The sequence below is a fragment of the Polaromonas potterensis genome, assembly GCF_033446725.1.
In the GTDB taxonomy this organism is placed as follows: Bacteria; Pseudomonadota; Gammaproteobacteria; order Burkholderiales; family Burkholderiaceae_C; genus Polaromonas.
In genome coordinates this window covers 280,279-295,808 of sequence record NZ_JAWQLX010000002.1, presented here as the reverse complement: position 1 = coordinate 295,808, position 15,530 = coordinate 280,279, and the positions used below count along the sequence as shown (strand labels likewise).

Annotated in this window: 16 protein-coding genes; 11 read left to right on the top strand and 5 right to left on the bottom strand. The window is 61.8% G+C overall.

Annotated elements, in window-relative coordinates; translation table 11 throughout:
• Positions 1-7: 7 nt before the first annotated feature.
• Genes R6254_RS04545 through R6254_RS04535 form a run of 3 tightly spaced genes read left to right on the top strand, consistent with a single transcriptional unit; the run spans position 8 to position 2,915 of the window.
• On the top strand, positions 8-997 hold the full coding sequence (locus R6254_RS04545) for an MlaD family protein (protein ID WP_318404763.1): 990 nt from the start codon (positions 8-10) through the stop codon (positions 995-997).
• A complete protein-coding gene (locus R6254_RS04540; protein ID WP_318404762.1) occupies positions 994-1,671 on the top strand; it encodes a hypothetical protein in 678 nt (225 codons plus the stop codon). The genes R6254_RS04545 and R6254_RS04540 overlap by 4 nt, the downstream gene beginning before the upstream one ends.
• Positions 1,672-1,718: 47 nt before the next feature.
• Positions 1,719-2,915: a YbfB/YjiJ family MFS transporter gene (locus R6254_RS04535; RefSeq protein WP_412103113.1), complete on the top strand. Its 1,197-nt coding sequence runs from the start codon at positions 1,719-1,721 to the stop codon at positions 2,913-2,915.
• 81 nt (positions 2,916-2,996) lie between these two features.
• Here R6254_RS04535 and R6254_RS04530 read toward each other — a convergent pair whose 3' ends face one another.
• Positions 2,997-3,578, bottom strand: a complete 582-nt coding sequence (locus R6254_RS04530; protein WP_318404758.1) for a restriction endonuclease — start codon at positions 3,576-3,578, stop codon at positions 2,997-2,999.
• Positions 3,579-4,037: 459 nt separating this feature from the next.
• Between R6254_RS04530 and R6254_RS04525 the strand changes: the two genes are divergently transcribed.
• The gene (locus R6254_RS04525; protein ID WP_318404757.1) at positions 4,038-4,982 is read left to right on the top strand and encodes a DMT family transporter; all 945 of its coding nucleotides are present in this window, start codon (positions 4,038-4,040) and stop codon (positions 4,980-4,982) included.
• A gap of 114 nt (positions 4,983-5,096) precedes the next feature.
• The gene (gene serA / locus R6254_RS04520) at positions 5,097-6,326 is read left to right on the top strand and encodes a phosphoglycerate dehydrogenase (protein ID WP_318405210.1); all 1,230 of its coding nucleotides are present in this window, start codon (positions 5,097-5,099) and stop codon (positions 6,324-6,326) included.
• 120 nt (positions 6,327-6,446) lie between these two features.
• Here serA and R6254_RS04515 read toward each other — a convergent pair whose 3' ends face one another.
• Positions 6,447-7,043, bottom strand: coding sequence for a DsbC family protein (locus tag R6254_RS04515; protein WP_318404756.1), 597 nt, complete (start codon positions 7,041-7,043; stop codon positions 6,447-6,449).
• A gap of 626 nt (positions 7,044-7,669) precedes the next feature.
• Between R6254_RS04515 and R6254_RS04510 the strand changes: the two genes are divergently transcribed.
• From R6254_RS04510 to R6254_RS04500, 3 genes are all read left to right on the top strand, one after another.
• Positions 7,670-8,023: a DUF2917 domain-containing protein gene (locus tag R6254_RS04510; RefSeq protein WP_318404754.1), complete on the top strand. Its 354-nt coding sequence runs from the start codon at positions 7,670-7,672 to the stop codon at positions 8,021-8,023.
• Positions 8,005-8,475 (top strand): PaaI family thioesterase, encoded by a 471-nt coding sequence (locus R6254_RS04505; RefSeq protein WP_318404752.1) that lies wholly within the window; start codon positions 8,005-8,007, stop codon positions 8,473-8,475. Before R6254_RS04510 ends, R6254_RS04505 begins: the two co-directional genes overlap by 19 nt.
• Positions 8,476-8,540: 65 nt before the next feature.
• A complete protein-coding gene (locus tag R6254_RS04500; protein ID WP_318404750.1) occupies positions 8,541-9,608 on the top strand; it encodes an alpha/beta fold hydrolase in 1,068 nt (355 codons plus the stop codon).
• A gap of 444 nt (positions 9,609-10,052) precedes the next feature.
• Here the strand turns inward: R6254_RS04500 and R6254_RS04495 are convergent, their stop codons facing one another.
• Both R6254_RS04495 and R6254_RS04490 read right to left on the bottom strand, forming a co-directional pair.
• The gene (locus tag R6254_RS04495; RefSeq protein ID WP_318404749.1) at positions 10,053-10,373 is read right to left on the bottom strand and encodes a hypothetical protein; all 321 of its coding nucleotides are present in this window, start codon (positions 10,371-10,373) and stop codon (positions 10,053-10,055) included.
• Between the two features lie 562 nt (positions 10,374-10,935).
• Positions 10,936-11,907 (bottom strand): Bug family tripartite tricarboxylate transporter substrate binding protein, encoded by a 972-nt coding sequence (locus tag R6254_RS04490; RefSeq protein WP_318404747.1) that lies wholly within the window; start codon positions 11,905-11,907, stop codon positions 10,936-10,938.
• A 224-nt stretch (positions 11,908-12,131) separates the two neighbouring features.
• Here R6254_RS04490 and R6254_RS04485 point away from each other — a divergent pair, with 224 nt between their 5' ends.
• The 3 genes from R6254_RS04485 to R6254_RS04475 all read left to right on the top strand — a co-directional run bounded on the left by R6254_RS04485 (position 12,132) and on the right by R6254_RS04475 (position 14,579).
• Positions 12,132-12,629 carry a hypothetical protein gene (locus R6254_RS04485; RefSeq protein ID WP_318405208.1) on the top strand — a complete coding sequence of 166 codons (498 nt, stop codon included), beginning with the start codon at positions 12,132-12,134 and terminating at the stop codon, positions 12,627-12,629.
• A gap of 3 nt (positions 12,630-12,632) precedes the next feature.
• Complete coding sequence (locus R6254_RS04480; protein ID WP_318404745.1) at positions 12,633-13,901, top strand: Hsp70 family protein; 1,269 nt, start codon at positions 12,633-12,635, stop codon at positions 13,899-13,901.
• 219 nt (positions 13,902-14,120) lie between these two features.
• Complete coding sequence (locus tag R6254_RS04475) at positions 14,121-14,579, top strand: Lrp/AsnC family transcriptional regulator (protein WP_318404744.1); 459 nt, start codon at positions 14,121-14,123, stop codon at positions 14,577-14,579.
• 16 nt (positions 14,580-14,595) lie between these two features.
• Here R6254_RS04475 and R6254_RS04470 read toward each other — a convergent pair whose 3' ends face one another.
• The gene (locus tag R6254_RS04470; protein WP_318404742.1) at positions 14,596-15,477 is read right to left on the bottom strand and encodes a DMT family transporter; all 882 of its coding nucleotides are present in this window, start codon (positions 15,475-15,477) and stop codon (positions 14,596-14,598) included.
• Between the last annotated feature and the right edge of the window lie 53 nt (positions 15,478-15,530).

Sequence of the window (15,530 nt, the reverse complement as noted above, 5' to 3'; positions counted from 1 at the left end):
TCACCCCATGAGCGAAGCCGCAAAACCATCGTCCCCGCTGACGCCCGACACCTCGCTGGCCATGCCGCCCGTGGCCAACCTGGAGTTCAAGGCTGTCTTGCTGCTGATCTTCATGGTCGCGCTGGTGGTGGGTTCGGCCCTGTATGTGATGTACGCCCGCGGCGCGTTTGAAAGAACCCAGACCCTGGTGCTGGTGTCCGATGATTCGGAAGGCGTGGTGGTTGGCATGGACCTGACCTTTTCGGGCTTCCCGATTGGCCGTGTGCGCCGCATCGAGCTGGCCCCCGATGGCAAGGCCCGCATCGTGGTGGACGTGCCGACCAAAGACGCCCATTGGCTGCGTACCTCCAGCGTGTTCACCCTGGTGCGCGGCCTGGTGGGCAGCACCAATATCCGCGCCTACAGCGGCATCCTGACCGATCCGCCGCTGCCCAACGACGCGGTGCGCGAGGTTTTGCGCGGCGACACCGGCGCCGAGGTGCCCAAGCTGATGGCCGCGGCCAAAGATCTGCTGGAAAACCTGAATACCCTGACCAGCAGCGAAGGTGCGCTGGGCGCCAGCCTGGGCAATGTGCAGAAGCTGACCGAGCGGCTCAACGGCCCGGGCGGCGCCTTGAGCGTGATGCTGGGCAACGACGCCGAAGCCAAAAAACTGATGCTCACGCTGGACCGCAGCAATGCCTTGCTGGCCAAACTCGACGGTCTGGCCGCCAAAACCGACACCCAGGTGTTTGGCGCCAAGGGTGTGATGCCGGAAACCCGGGCCACCGTGGTGCAGCTCAATGGCTTGCTGGCTGAGGCCAGGGTCAGTCTGAAAAAAGTCGATGCCGTGCTGGTTGAAGCCCAGGCCGTGGGCGCCAATGCCCGCGCCGCCACCGACGACCTGGGCGCACTGCGCGCCGAGGTTGAGTCCAGCCTGCGCAAGGTTGATGGCCTGGTCAATGAAATCAACCGCAAGTGGCCGTTTGCACGCGACACGGAGATCAAGCTGCCATGAGTTCTTTTTCAAGCGCCGTGGTCGGCGCGGCTGCACTTTTGTCACTGCTGGCTTGCAGCAGTGGCCCCAAACCGGCCGACTGGCAGATGGAGACCAAATCATCCATGGAGCGGGCCGTTGCCGCCTACATGGAAGGCAACACGCGGGTCGAGGCCCTGGAGGCCGGGCGCGCGCTCAGCGAGGTGTCCAGCACCGGCCGTATTGACCTGACGGCGAGGGTGGAACTGCTGCGTTGCGCCAGCCGGGTCGCCAGCCTGGTGTTCGAGCCCTGCGCCGGTTTTGAGCGCCTGCGGCAAGACGCGCCAGCCGCCGAACGTGCGTACGCCGATTACCTGGCCGGCCGTTTGCCACCGCAAGACATTGCCTTGTTGCCCGCGCCGCAACGCGCGGCTGCGGCTGGTGATGTGGCGGGTGTGAAAAGCATCAGCGATCCGCTGTCTCAACTGGTGGCCGCCGCCGTCTTGTTTCAGTCCGGCCGCGCCAGTCCGGCGCTGTTGCAAGCAGCGGTGGACACGGCCTCGGCCCAGGGCTGGCGCCGGCCCTTGCTGGCCTGGCTGGGCGTGCAGGCGCAGCTGGCCGACAAGGGCGGTGATGCCGAAGAAGCCGCGCGTCTGCGCCGCCGTATCGCGCTGGTCCAGACACCCGCAGCGGGCGCGACGGGGTCCACGCCTTGAGCCGGGCCAGCACGGACCTCAGCCGCTGGACGGTAGCCATTGCCGGCATGTTGTCGCTGGCGATCGCCATGGGCATAGGCCGCTTTGCCTTCACGCCGCTGCTGCCCATGATGCTCAGCGACGGCGTGATTGATTTACCCGCAGCCAGCTGGCTGGCCAGTGCCAATTATTTGGGCTACATGGTCGGCGCCTTGTTGTGCACCTTTCAGCCCTGGATCTGGAAACGTTTCAGCTTTTTGCCGGAGGTCGCCAGTTCGACCTGGGTGCGCGCCGGCCTGATCGCCACCACGGTGTTGACCCTGGGCATGGCCGTGTATCTGCCCCTGGCCTGGCCGCTCTTGCGTTTTGCGGCCGGTGTGGCCAGCGCCGTGGTGTTTGTCTACACCTCGGGCTGGTGTCTGTCGCAACTCGCCAGGCTGGGCGCGCCCACGCTGGGCGGTGTGATTTACGCCGGGCCCGGCGCCGGCATCGCCTTGAGCGGCCTGTTTGCCAGCGGCATGGTGGCCTTGCACTGGACGGCGGCCGCGGGCTGGCTGATTTTTGGCGGGCTCGCGGCCGTGATGACGGCCATGGTCTGGCGTACGTTTAATGAGCGCCCGCTGCAGGCCAGCGGGGCTGGCGCTGCCACGGCCCCTGCGGCAACAAGCCCAAGCGCGCCGGCCGGTCCCCGGCAGATGTTGTTCCTGACCCTGACCTACGGACTCGCGGGTTTTGGCTACATCATCACCGCCACCTTTTTGCCGGTGATTGCACGTGAAGCCATGCCGGGGTCGGTCTGGATAGATTTTTTCTGGCCCATCTTCGGCCTGGGGGTGTTCAGCGGGGCGCTGTTGGCCACCCGTGTGCCGGCCCGGCATGACTTCAGGTATCTGCTGGCGGTTTGTTACCTGGTGCAGGCGTTAGGCATCGCCGCCAGTGTGTTCAGTCCCACCCTGGCCGGCTTTGCGATTGGCAGTTTGCTGCTAGGCATGCCTTTCACGGCGATCACCTTTTTTGCCATGCAGGAAGTGCGGCGTTTGCGACCGCAGGCCGCGGCCAGCGCCATGGGTTTGCTGACGGCGGCTTATGGCATCGGGCAAATTGCCGGCCCGCCGTTGGTGGCGCTGCTGCTCAAACACAGCCGCAGCCTGGGCGAAGGTTTCACGCTGTCGCTGGAGATTGCCGCCGCCAGCTTGCTGGCCGGTGCGCTGGTGTTTCTGTGGATGGTGAGTGCTTATCCCGTGGCCGGTAAGGCGTCACCCTAGTTCTTGTGGCCAAATTGGCCTCTAGCCCTTGAAGAACGGGTGCAAGCAGCTATCAAAAGCAGAGCGTCTGAGCCGCGCGGCTTATTTCGCGGCCAGCACGGGCCTAAGAAACTGCGCCAGATCCGTGCCTTGCATCACGCCTATGCGATGGTCGACGGCAAACTCGCGCGCCTTGTCCGAAACTTCGCCCAGGGTCACAAACAGGCAACCATCCGCATCACGCGCGGCGCGGGCGGTTTCCAGGCTTTCCAAGACCTCCACGCCCAGGCGTGCCGCCTTCCAGCGTTTGCAACTGAGCAGGGTGGTGCCGCCCGACTTGCTCAGCACAAAGTCAGCCGCGGGGCTGTCCAGACGTGCCACCTCGTAACCCTGGCGCACATAAGCCTGCTCCATGGCACTGGAAAAATCGCGCCAGGACATGGCGTTCAACTGCGCCAGCGTGCCGGCTACATGCGCGGTGCTGGGCGCCTTGAACTGCCGGTAGCCCGCAATCACGGTGATCACCAGAAAGGGCAGGCCGCCCATGGCGCCGAAGAAAAAATACTTGGGCGGCAGCAAGGCCGCGGCGGCCAAGCCAATGCCCAGACCTATAACCAGACTGATCCACCACGGCGAGCGCAGCAAGATGGCAAAGAGTGACTTTTCAGCCATTTTGAATTTCAAGATGTTCCTTTCAAGGCAGGCGCTGTTTGTATCACGCCGGCGAAGGTGGGCTGGCCGGGGGCTGGGTGAGCAGTGGCGGCCTGCAGACTTGGTGTGAAGCTGGTATGCTTCGAAAATGATAGCTGGCTGCGCCCGATCTGATTGGGCGAAGAGCCTGTTTGCGATCTAAAGGGGGGCGCGCAAGTGGATTATCGGGATGGGCTGCAAGGCGCAAAATCCAAGCCAAGGCTGGAGCCTTGGCTGATTTTGTAACGCCGCAGACCGCCCGAGAATCCACTTGCCCCATGGGTTGGGACGAAATCGGGTGATTTGCCCACCAAATCCCTTGCATGGGCATCAGCCCATGCGGCGAGATGTTGGCGAGCAACTCATCCCGATTGCGTCGCAACGCGCCCCCTTTAGATCGCAAACAGGGTCTACGGACAGTTTTTACTGTCAACTTTCAAAAAATCCAGCTGCATGAGCCTTGCGTCAACGCCTCCCTCCCCCAGCCGCCACGCCTCCCTCGCTTTAGCCGCCGCCCTGGTGCTGGTGGTGATCTGGGGCATTAATTTCTCTTTGCAGAAGTTTGTTTTTAACGCGGTCGGCCCCGGCGGTTTTTTGTTCGCCCGTTACCTGATCATGCCGTTGTGTGCGCTGGCGCTGCTGGTCTGGCGTTACGGCCGGCATTTTCCCAGGATCTCGCGCCGGGACTTCTGGGAACTGGCACGGCTGGGCGTGGCGGGTCACTTTTTGCATGTGGGCATGGTGAGTTACGGCATCCACTGGTCGACCGCGTTTTCCAGCTCGCTGATTTTGGCCTGCGGTCCCATCTTCACCTTGCTGATCCTGCGCCTCATGGGCCTGGAGCCCTTGCACCGGGCGCAAATCGCCGGCGTGACCGTGGCCTTTGCCGGTGTGCTGATTTTCCTGTCCGACAAACTGCTGGGCGGCCACTGGCTGGCCACCGGGGGAGACTTGTTTTTGCTGGTCGCGGCCAGCTTTTTCTCCTATTACACGGTGGCGGCCAAACCGCTGATCGAGCGCCATGGCGGCATCGTGACCATGACTTACGCCACCTTGTTCGGCAGCGTGCCAGTGTTGTTGTTCGCCTTGCCGGCCGGGCTGTCCGCGCCCTGGGGCGAGATTTCATGGCTGGTCTGGGCCGGCCTGATTTGGTCGGTGACGGTGTCGGCTTTTCTGGGCTGGCTGGTCTGGGGCTGGATCAACGCAGTGCGCGGCGTGGCCCGCACGGCGCCGCTGATGTATTTGATGCCGCCGGTCGCTGGCCTGGTGGCCTGGCTGTTTGCGGGTGAACACTACACCGGCATCAAGCTGGCCGGCGCCGGGCTGACCTTGCTCGGTGTGGCGCTGGCGCAGTTCACCAGCCGGGGCGCACGGGTTGCTCCCGCGCCGGTCGATTGAAGCCCAGCGCGGCCTCAACCCTTCTGCATGGCGGACAAAGGCGGTGGGCGCTGCTGCCCGCAGCGCTTTCCTTCATACTTGATGCCCGACCACCTTCAGCCCGGCCCCAGACCCATGAGCAAAACCTCGATCGACAAGAAAAAAATCAAGTTCCTCCTGCTGGAGGGCATTCATCCTTCTGCCGTGGAGGTGCTTAGGGCGGCGGGTTACACGCAGATTGAAAGCCTGAGCGGCGCTCTGTCCGACGAGGAGCTCAAGCTCAAAATCGCCGACGCCCATTTTGTCGGCATCCGCTCACGCACCCAGCTCAGCGCCGAGGTGTTTGCCCACGCGTCCAAGCTGGCGGCGGTCGGCTGTTTTTGCATAGGCACCAACCAGGTGGACCTGAACGCGGCGCGTGAGCGCGGCATCGCGGTCTTCAACGCGCCGTTTTCCAACACCCGCTCGGTGGCCGAGCTGGTGCTGGCCGAGGCAATTTTGCTGCTGCGCGGCGTGCCCGAGAAAAGTGCGGTCGCGCACCGCGGCGGCTGGCTCAAGTCGGCCGACAACGCTTTCGAGATTCGCGGCAAGACTTTGGGCATCGTCGGTTACGGCTCCATAGGCACACAGCTGTCGGTGCTGGCCGAAGCGCTGGGCATGAAAGTGGTGTTTTTTGATGTGGTCACCAAGCTGCCGCTGGGCAATGCGCGGCAGGTGGCCAAGCTGCACGATTTGCTCGGGCAGTGCGACGTGGTCAGCCTGCATGTGCCGGAAACCCAGGCCACCCAATGGATGATTGGCCAGGCCGAGATGGCCGCGATGAAGCCGGGCAGCGTGTTGATCAATGCCTCGCGCGGCACCGTGGTCGAGATCGAGCCGCTGGCCGAGGCCTTGCGCGCCAAAAAATTATTGGGTGCAGCGATCGATGTGTTCCCGGTGGAGCCGCGCAGCAACAAGGATGTGTTCGAGTCGCCGCTGCGTGGCCTGGACAACGTGATCCTGACGCCGCATGTGGGCGGCTCGACCATGGAAGCGCAGGAAAACATCGGCATCGAGGTGGCGGAAAAACTGGTCAAGTACAGCGACAACGGCACCTCGACCTCGTCCGTCAATTTCCCCGAAGTGGCGCTGCCAGCCCACCCTGGCAAACACCGGCTGCTGCATATTCACCGCAACGTGCCGGGTGTGTTGTCGGAGATCAACAAGGTGTTTTCCGACAACAACATCAACATCGCGTCGCAGTTTTTGCAAACCAACGAAGCCATTGGGTATGTGGTGATAGATATCGACGCGGCGCACTCCGACATGGCGCTGGCCAAACTGGCCGAGGTGCGCGGCACCATTCGCAGCCGGGTTCTGTTCTGAGTCCTTGGGCAGCGGCTATTCGCTATCAAAACAGGAGCTTCCTGCGTCCATGCTGATTGGGCTACAGGTCATTTTTCCTTATAAATGTCAAGCGCCGGCCCTGTGAGCCGGCGTTGGTATTCAGGGCGCCGGCACTTGCAGGCCGAGCAGGCCCGCCAGCGCGGCCGTGGGCATGGAGCCTTCCTGTGTGACCAGCGCGCCGGTCTGGGCGTGGGTGCCGACAATGGTCGGAATCGACGCAAAGCCAAAACGTGTCAGCAGCGCGGTGTTTTTCGCCACAGCGGTTTTTTGCGCATCGATGTCGCTGCCGGCGCTGATGCCGCCGCGTTTGGCTTTCATCGAGGCTTCGTGTTCATCCATCGCGGCGACCGGGTCTTTGGCGGCCAGCAAGGTGGCGCCCTGGGCGGTGCTGGAGGCGCCGAGGATGCCGACCGGAATCCAGACAAATTTCGCCTGGGTTTTCAGCGGTTTCGCCGCGTCCCACAACACCGTGCAATGCGGGCACTGGGCATCAAAAAACACATACACCGTGCGTGCGCTCATGGGCGCGCCCACGGCAAAGCCCGTGGCTTCGGCATTGATGGCGGCGAGGGACACCGGCGTGCTGCCTTTGGCCGCATTGCCGGCATCCGATCCGTCCTTGCAGCCGGCGATCAACAAGCTGCTGGCCAGGAGGCCGGCGAAGAAAAAGGGGAACAAGCGTGATTTGGAAAACATGGTTAGCCTCGTAAAAAACAGGGCACAGGATAACGCACCCATGCGGCCCACACAGGGCAGGGTGGTATTGCGCTGCCTTTGGCCATTTTGCCGGCCATGGCTGAGCAGGCTGCTGGTGTTCATGGACCAGGTCTACCCGAACATTTACTTCTCCGTCACAAATGCCCGCCTGTCGCTGTTGGCTGGTTACTGCGGCGTGCCCGTTGCAGAGACAGACGACGGGCAATAGCGGAGCTTCGCGCCTACGCTCGCAAGGAGCGCAAGAGACTGTCAGGAGTCATAGGGGAAAACGGGCGCGCTGATCGTAGTCAATCCATTCAAGTTGGTAGTTTCTCAAATTGAATATCACCAAAGCAGTCATTGGGTTCACATCACATTTCAACCTTGAATGTCAGGACCGGAGCTTGTTGATTTGCAATGGCTACACCCGCAGCCGACCAGGTGCAGCTGTTCCATCATTTTTCCTATAGGGGTCAATGCGTGTGTCCGGGAAACGGGGGCCAATTTGCGGGTACTACGGTAGCCGCTACCGTAGTCGCGCCTGCTGAACACCGTAATGCGCACACTGGCGCTTGGGACCCAAAAAAACCATACTTTCTCCATCGACCATCCCACCGGAGAAAGTCATGAACCCCGCCCTCAACCCCCTGCATGCCCTTCCTGCCAACCCTTTCGCCGCATGGTTGCGTGCTGCGCGTCTCGTGGCGGTTCACCGCCCCATGGTCGTCTCAGGTGCAAGCCGCGATGTCCATGAACTGGTCAAGGGCAGCACCGTCACCGTCTTGCAGCCGCAAGGCACGGTCATGGAATGCCTGGAGGGCTGTGTCTGGATCACGTTCGATAAAGACATTCGAGACACGGTCCTCGAAGCCGGCGAGCATTTTTGCGCTGACCGCAACAGCCGGGCACTGATCCATGCGTTTGAGGCCTCGCGGGTACGGGTGGCCCAGGCTGCACCCGCATGTTCGAAGGGTTCATGATGGACAGAGCGCTGCAGGATGTGCTGAAGGTCCACTGCTTCGGGTGCGGTGCGCTCAATGAGCACGGCCTTCAAATCAAGAGCTACCGGATAGGCGGGGATATGGTCTGCCGATGGCGACCAGAACCCTTTCACATTGGCCACCCCGGCTACGTCTACGGCGGCACCATCGCTTCCATCGTTGACTGCCATGCCATCTGGACGGCGATGGCTGAATACTGCCGGGACGTCGGCCATGACATCGAAAAAGGGCCGCCACCGTTCGCCTTCGTCACCGGCAAACTGTCGATCAGCTACCTCAAGCCTGTGGCCATTGACGGTGAGATGGAACTGCGCGCCCGTGTCACGGACAAGGGTGAGCGCAAAACGGTCGTCGCGTGCCAGGTTTTCCAGGAAGGTGTCGAGTGCGCAAGCGCCGAGGTCGTAACGGTGCGTGTCAAGACGATGGGATGACTGATGCTTGTCGGGCACAGGGCGCGTCCCTACAATGGGGCCGTCACCCTCTGGAGGCCGACACCATGGCACCCAAACAGGATATCCGTTTTTGTACGACGTCTGACGGCGTGCGGCTCGCGACGGCCACCACAGGCGAAGGGCCTCCCCTGATTCGCGTTGGGACTTGGCTGACTCATCTGGAATGCGACGCTCGCGAACCTGATTCCTGGGCTGCCATCGAAGAGTTCAGCCGCGACCACACCTATGTGCGCTACGACTCTCGCGGCTGCGGGTTGTCAGACCGGCGCATTCCACCGCTACAGTTTGAGGACTTGGTCGTCGATCTGGCGGCCGTGGTTGACGCACACTCTCAGGCCCCGCTGCCTTTGTATGGATTGTCCTGCGGTGCACCTGTTGCCATCGCCTATGCAGCGCGGCACCCTGAACGTGTGAGCCGTCTTATTTTGCTCAATGGATTTGGGCGAGCCTATTTCAGCGCCAAGCATCCCGAGCCGGCGCTGCTGGAAGAAGCCAACCTGCTGCTCAGCAGTGCGCGGGTCGGCTGGAACAACGAAAAATCGGTTTTTCGCCAAGTGTTTGTGTCTCAGTTATTGGGCAATGCAACGTCGGAGATGCGTCGCGGAATCGACGAACGCATGCGGCTGTCCATGACGCCGGAAATGGCTGAGCAGTATCTGCGCAGGAACTACGAGATGGACGTGAAGGCTGAATGTGCAAGGCTGAAGTGCCCGGTACTGGTTCTGCACGCTCGCGGAGACCAGATGGTGGGGTTTGAGCAAGGCCGCAAACTGGCGGGCTGGATTGCCGGTGCCCGCTTTGTACCGCTGGAAAGCGATAGCCATGTTTTGTTGGGCGGCGCGCCTGCGGCCCTGAGCTTTTTTGCCGAGATGCGGGCCTTCCTCGGAGTGACTGTGAAGGCTGGTGCCAGCACGGCCAAGTTGAGCCCGCGTCAATCAGAAATCCTGGCCTGTGTGGCGCACGGGCAAACCGACAAACAGATTGCACGCGAACTCGGTTTGAGTCCGCGCACCGTCGAGATGCATGTCGCGGGCGCCATGAAAGCGTTGAGTTGCACGACCCGCGCGCAGGCCGTCCATCGGGCCACCAGCGAGGGTTTGCTCGCCACCTGATTCCCATTTGCACTAGAAGCGAGAACAAGGCGCGACGCCGCAGACAGTGCTGCAGCAGGGCAGGGCTAGCTGTGAATGACTGCAATGGTCAATCTGCCTATCCACATTTTGGATTTCCAGGAAGCAGTCATTGGTGAGCGACAGCGGATGGTCGTTAGCGTCATTCCAATGAGCGAACGGGACCGACGGCTTCCGCTGAGAGTAGTAATTAGTCGATTTGGATCAGAAGGCCGCTTCGGAGCCTGAGAGGAAGTTCGCTTTTCTCCAAAGCTGACATTCGGTGGTCAGCGTCTACCGGGATGGTGGTCAAGGATTGCTTGCATCTGCAGGCCGGGCCACCATATTGCCGCCGGCAGCAGGGGCAAAAAAAGCGCCAACAGGAAAACCTGTTGGCGCAAATCGCCGTGGCTGGCCCGCTAAAGGCGCTGTAGCGCGCCCTAAGTCTTACTCACCCCAGCCGGAGTGCTTTTCGCAGATCTTGCTGATGGTCTTGCCTTTGGGGGTGTCCGAGAAGGTGGCCAGTCCGCCCTTGAAGTCATCCGGTGTTTCGTTCCACAGGCAGGTGCAAAAGGCCTGGGCGTTGGTTTGGCCTTTGACATTGCTCTTCTCGTTGCCGCCTTCCCACTTCTTGTTGGAGGTCACCACGCACTGGGCGTATTGTTTGTCGCCAGCAGGTGGTTTGTTGTAATCGTCAGCGGCGATGGCCGAGGTGGCGGCGAAAGCCATCAATGCCGAAGCAAGAAGGGATGCGAACAATTTGTTCATGGGCGAGTACCAGGTCGGTGAGTTAAAAAAAGTTCCATATTTTTTGCAAGTTTTGCAACAATATGAAACATTAAGTCAAGAAGTGTAGATGCTAAATCGCACTTCCCTTCTGGTCCTTAATCACCAGTTCAGGCGCAGCTTGCAGCGCCATCACGCATGGGCTGCTTAGAGCCTGTTTGCGATCTGGATGGGGTCGCGTTGGGTCGCAATCGGGATGAGTTGGTCGCCAAGATCACGCAGCATGGGCTGATGCCCATGCAAGGGATTTGGTGGGCAAATCGCCCGATTTCGCCCCAACCCGAAGGGCAGGTGCCTTTTCGGGCGCTCTGCGGCGTTGCGGTGCTTGCCAATAGCCAGCTATTGGCGGCGCACCGCGCCTTGCAGCCCATCCCAAAAAGTCACCTGCGCGGCCCCATCCAGATCGCAAACAGGCTCTAAGGTTACCCACGCATCTTGTGTGTCAGTCTGTGGATAAGCGCAGGGGAAAGTTCGCAAAGCCTTGCCAGCCGTGGCTTGCACCAGATTGCCTGCGAATTAAGCGGCCACCGCTTGGCGGCCGAAATCAGCCTTTGCTGGCCATGCCCAGGCGCTCTATCGTGGCTTTTTCAGAGGCAAAGCTGTCACGCGCAAACTTGGTGTACTGCTCGGTGTTCATGTAAATCACCGACTGGTCGTACTTGTCGAAGGTGGCCAGCACGGCTGGATCGTCCAGTGTCTTCTTGAAGGCATCGTGCAACACACGCACAACGGCCGGGTCCATGCCTTTGGGGCCACAGACACCAAAAGGCGAGTCCGACACGGTCTGGTAACCCAGCTCATTGAGCGTGGGCACCGCGGCCCAGCGTTTGGTGCGTTTGCTGCCATAGGTGGCCAGCAGGCGCAGCTTGCCGCTGTCCACATGCGGGGCCCAACCGGTGGCGTCGCTGGCGCCCATCACGTGGCCGCCCAGCACGGCCTGCATGTTGTCCGCATTGCCCTTGAAAGGCACATGCGTGAACTTGATGCCGGCGCGTTGGGCAAACTCTTCCACCGCGAGGTGCGGGCTGGTGCCGGTGCCGGTGGAGCCATAGGTGAATTTTTCGGGGTTGGCCTTGGCGTAGGCCACCAGGTCCTGGATATTTTTGATGGGCGAGTCGGCTGGGACCACCAAGCCAAAGGTGTAGCCGGTCAGGCAGGCGATCCAGGTGAAATCTTTCAAGGGGTCGTAGGCGACTTTCTGCATGTGCGGGATGCGAAACACGCCGTGTGGCAGCTGCGTCAGGGTGTAGCCGTCGGGTTTGGCGCCCAGCATGTCGATGGCGCCCAGCATGCCACCCGCGCCGGGTTTGTTTTCGACAATGATGGTCTGGCCCAGGGTTTTGCCAGCGCTGTCGGCCAGGGAGCGTATGACCGCGTCGGTGGAGCCGCCAGCCGGCCAGGGACAGATGTATTTGATTGGGCGCGAAGGAAAACTCTGGGCGCCGACCCAGGCCGGCAGCGCCAGGCTGGCGACTGCTGCGGTGGTGCGGACAATAAAATCGCGGCGCTGGGTCATGGCAATGTCTCCGTGAGGGTGGACGGGCTCGAATGTGAGGCCCCAGCCTATAGGTGTGCTGCTCCGGCGTCATTCACGTTTACGTGAGGGGGCGTGGCGCCGTTAGAATCAGCGACCCCGGACAGGGCGGCGCCCTGGCCGGCCTTTGTCTTCTGGGCGGCTATAACAGCCCGCCTGCCTTCTCCCGATTTCCCCTTGACCCAAGTGACGCCTTCGTGACCGATATTGCCTCTTCCTCCCCCGACTTCCTCCCCGACTCGGACGCCCCCATCCAGCAGTCCCGCCTGTGGTGCGGCGATGGCTGGACGGCCAAAGTCCTCAAGAACGAAGACGACGACGGCTGGGCCGTGGCCATGATCAAGGACGGCGAACCCGAGCCTGCGCTGATCGGACCCTGGACCATGGGGCGCGACAAGAAAAATCCCAAACCGCTGGATAACACGGCTTTCAGCACGCTGGTCAAGACCGCGTCGGAGTTTGTGCGCCGCCACGAGCAGCAATTACATGCGACCTTGCACCAAAGCGTGGAGGTGAGCTCGCGCGGCGCCCGCGTCACCGTCTGCCTGGACATCGTGCCGGATGAAGACAACCCTTATGCGACGCTGAGCGCGCAGGACGAGGCCGGAGAACAACTGGCGCAGTGGCGTGTGTCGCCGGCCTTCAAGCTGAGCCGGACCAGCGCCACGGCCTGGGCCGACAACAACTTTCAAAAGCCGGCCTGATCCATGCGAGTACTTCCAGACGCCTGCGGCATTGACTTCGGAACCTCCAACTCCACGGCCGGTAGCGGTGTGGTCGGCGTCAGCGGGCAGGTGGCCTTGCTGCCGCTTGAAGATGGCAAACCGACCTTGCCGTCGGTGGTGTTTTTTCACGCCGAAGATGCCCATGTGAGTTATGGCCGCGCCGCGTTGGCCGACTACCTGGCGGGATACGAAGGGCGCTTGATGCGCTCGCTCAAAAGTCTGCTGGGCACCTCGCTGATCGACGAGCAGACCGAAGTGGCCGGCCGGGCGTTGCCGTTTCGCGCGCTGCTGGCGCAGTTCATCGCCGAGCTCAAGCGCCGCGCTGAAGAATCCGCCGGCCGCGGGTTCAGCCGCGCCGTGTTGGGGCGGCCGGTCTTTTTTGTGGATGGTGATGCCACGGCCGACAAACAGGCCGAAAACACCCTGGCCGAGATCGCCCGCGGCGTGGGCCTGCGCGAAATTGCTTTCCAGTACGAACCGATTGCGGCCGCCTTCGACTACGAGTCGCAAATCACCCGCGAAGAGCTGGTGCTGGTGGTAGACATAGGCGGCGGTACCTCGGACTTTGCGCTGGTGCGCCTGGCGCCTCAACGTGCGGGCAGGGCAGAGCGGCGCGACGACATCCTGGCCAGCGGCGGTGTGCATATAGGTGGCACCGACTTCGATAAATATCTGAGCCTGGCCAGCGTGATGCCCATGCTGGGCTTGGGCAGCCAGCTGAAAAGCGGGCTGGCCTTGCCCTCGGCCCAATACTTCAACCTGGCGACCTGGCACACCATCAACTTCGCCTACACCAAGAAGGCCTGGGCGCAGATCAGCGACCTGCACCGCGACGCGCAGGACAAAGACAAACTGGGGCGTTTGCAGAACCTGGTGAAAGAACGTGCCGGCCACTGGCTGGCCATGCAGGTCGAGGAGGCCAAGATCGCGCTGTCCGGCGCGGCCGAAACCAGCATGGACCTGGGCCGCATCGCGCCCGGTGAAACCTTGTTGTTGCAGCGGCCTGATTTTGATGCGGCGATTGCCCCCTTGGTGGACACCGTAGCGCAAAACGTGGCCGCTCTGCTGCGCGACGCGGGCCTGCAAGCCGACGCCGTGGACACGGTGTTTTTTACCGGCGGCTCCAGCAGCGTGCCTTTGCTGCGCGAGCGCATTGCGGCGCTGCTGCCGCAGGCGCGTCGCGTCGAGGGTGATTTGTTCGGCAGCATTGGCGCTGGCCTGGCGCTGGATGCGCTGCGCAAGTTCGGCTGAAGAAGTGTCATTGCGGGCTAGACCCGCAATCCATGCCCAAACACACCAGCGGGCGGTAACCCGCTGGTGAATTTGCCTTGCAACACGTATCGGTAAATCCGCTTGCTAGAAAGAAGTATCGGCGCTCTGGCAGAGAAAGTGCTTCTGTATTTCTTCAGGTTCAGGGTCAATTAAGCAATAATTCCTTCAATATCTAATTTATGTAGGAAAGTTTGCCAAATGGATAAAACCGACCGAAAAATATTGCAGGTCTTGCAGGCCAACGCCCGCGCCAGTCTGCAGGAGATCGGCCTGGCCGTGGGCCTGAGCCACACACCGTGCTGGAACCGCATCAAGAAGATGGAAGAGTCCGGCGTGATCGAGGGTTACACCGTGCGCATCAATGCCGCGGCGCTGGACTTGAGCGACACCGTGCTGGTGCAGGTCACGCTGGACAGCCACTCTGACAACACGCTGGAAAAGTTTGGCGAAACCCTGGCCAAAATTCCGGAAGTGATCGAGGCCTATTTGGTCTCCGGCGACTACGACTACTTGCTGCGTATCGCCGTCAGCGGCACCCGGGACTACGAGCGCCTGCTGCGCGAACGCCTTTACAAGATCAAGGGCATACGCCACAGCAAGTCCAGCTTTGTGCTGCGCACCTTGAAGAAGGCGGATCTGCCGCTGTTTCCGGCCTGAGTGGCCGGCTAAAAAATCAAGGCGCCAGGCGGTGTGACCGGATCACCGCCAGACGCGCCTCGGTCAGCGCAACACCCAAACCGGCCAGGCAAATCAGCCCTATGCCCAAGCTGCTGATCCGGCCCGGCAACTGGTCGAACACCAGCCAGCCCAGCGTGGCGGCGGCCACAATTTGCAGGTAGCTGAAAGGCGCCAGCAAAGTGGCCGGGCTTTTCCGGAAGGCGGCAATCTGCAGCCAGTGCCCAAGAAAACCGGTGAGGCCGGTGGAGATCAGCAACGCCCACTGCCAGGGCGACAACTGCGGCATTTCCCAGAACCAGGGCAGGGCCAGAGTCAGCGCCACGGTGCCAAACAGGCCGCCGTAATAGTTGGTGGTCAGCGGATCGTCGTGGGCGACACGGCGCGTGGCGATCTGGAACAAGGCAAAGGTCAAGGCCGTCAGCAGACCCAGCACCACACCCACCGGATCGAGCTGGGCGCCGGGCCGCACCACAATCAGCATGCCGGCAAAACCGGCCAGCACACCCAGCCAGCGGTGCAGGCGGTGCGGCTCATGCAGCAGCCAGGGTGCCATGGCCATCAGGAACAGCGGCGCCAGGAAGTTCATGGCCGTGGCTTCGGCCAGCGGCAGCCGGGCCAGCACCGAAAAAAACAGCACGGTGGTGGCAATCATCAACACGCCGCGAATCATCTGGCGCGCCAGCGATTGGGTTTTGAAAATTGCCAGGCCACGCGAAGGCAGGACCACGGCCGTCATCAGCGCGGTGTGCACGGCATAGCGTACCCAGGACAACATCAGCACCGGCACACCGGCCATGACCAGCCACTTGCCAGAGGCATCCAGCGTCGAGAGCAGCCACAGGCCGGCGATGTGGAGAAGAATCCCGCTTTTGTTCATGGGTGCGCGCCAGCCATTGTTTGCATGCTTTGTATTGTCGGCTGTGGCGCGCG

Coding starts and splice junctions, on each gene's coding strand:
- R6254_RS04480 (WP_318404745.1), top strand. CDS start 12,633: ATGCGAGTACTTCCAGACGCCTGCGGCATTGACTTCGGAACCTCCAAC.
- R6254_RS04495 (WP_318404749.1), bottom strand. CDS start 10,373: ATGAACAAATTGTTCGCATCCCTTCTTGCTTCGGCATTGATGGCTTTC.
- R6254_RS04470 (WP_318404742.1), bottom strand. CDS start 15,477: ATGAACAAAAGCGGGATTCTTCTCCACATCGCCGGCCTGTGGCTGCTC.
- R6254_RS04475 (WP_318404744.1), top strand. CDS start 14,121: ATGGATAAAACCGACCGAAAAATATTGCAGGTCTTGCAGGCCAACGCC.
- R6254_RS04490 (WP_318404747.1), bottom strand. CDS start 11,907: ATGACCCAGCGCCGCGATTTTATTGTCCGCACCACCGCAGCAGTCGCC.
- serA (WP_318405210.1), top strand. CDS start 5,097: ATGAGCAAAACCTCGATCGACAAGAAAAAAATCAAGTTCCTCCTGCTG.
- R6254_RS04545 (WP_318404763.1), top strand. CDS start 8: ATGAGCGAAGCCGCAAAACCATCGTCCCCGCTGACGCCCGACACCTCG.
- R6254_RS04525 (WP_318404757.1), top strand. CDS start 4,038: ATGAGCCTTGCGTCAACGCCTCCCTCCCCCAGCCGCCACGCCTCCCTC.
- R6254_RS04515 (WP_318404756.1), bottom strand. CDS start 7,043: ATGTTTTCCAAATCACGCTTGTTCCCCTTTTTCTTCGCCGGCCTCCTG.
- R6254_RS04500 (WP_318404750.1), top strand. CDS start 8,541: ATGGCACCCAAACAGGATATCCGTTTTTGTACGACGTCTGACGGCGTG.
- R6254_RS04535 (WP_412103113.1), top strand. CDS start 1,719: ATGTTGTCGCTGGCGATCGCCATGGGCATAGGCCGCTTTGCCTTCACG.
- R6254_RS04505 (WP_318404752.1), top strand. CDS start 8,005: ATGTTCGAAGGGTTCATGATGGACAGAGCGCTGCAGGATGTGCTGAAG.
- R6254_RS04540 (WP_318404762.1), top strand. CDS start 994: ATGAGTTCTTTTTCAAGCGCCGTGGTCGGCGCGGCTGCACTTTTGTCA.
- R6254_RS04510 (WP_318404754.1), top strand. CDS start 7,670: ATGAACCCCGCCCTCAACCCCCTGCATGCCCTTCCTGCCAACCCTTTC.